This window comes from Pseudomonas sp. SIMBA_041 (assembly GCF_046535095.1).
Lineage (GTDB): Bacteria > Pseudomonadota > Gammaproteobacteria > Pseudomonadales > Pseudomonadaceae > Aquipseudomonas > Aquipseudomonas mucoides.
The window spans coordinates 1-267 of sequence record NZ_JAWRXJ010000389.1 but is presented as its reverse complement, the minus strand read 5'-3'; the positions used below and the strand labels follow the sequence as shown (position 1 = coordinate 267).

The window sequence follows — 267 nt, the reverse complement described above, 5'->3', positions numbered from 1 at the left end:
CTTATTGCTGTCGTAGCCATCAGTTCTTTTGGGGTTGCAGGCGTGGGTGGGGGCGCAACCTTCGCGGCACTGATTGTGCTGTCCACGATGAACCTGCCTGTTGCTCTGGTCGGGCTGTTAATATCCATTGAGCCACTGATTGATATGGCACGCACAGCCGTGCACGTAAGTGGAAGCATGACAGCAGGATTAATTACGAGCAAGGTTACCAAGCAGTTGGATACCTGTGTATACAGGAATACTGTCCCTACCCAAGAGGCGGTAACA

General features: G+C 52.1%; 1 protein-coding gene. It reads left to right on the top strand.

Translation table 11 applies throughout. From position 1 onward, the window contains the following. Positions 1-267 (top strand): cation:dicarboxylate symporter family transporter (locus tag SB725_RS31610; RefSeq protein WP_410923379.1); only part of this gene is annotated, 267 nt, incomplete at both ends.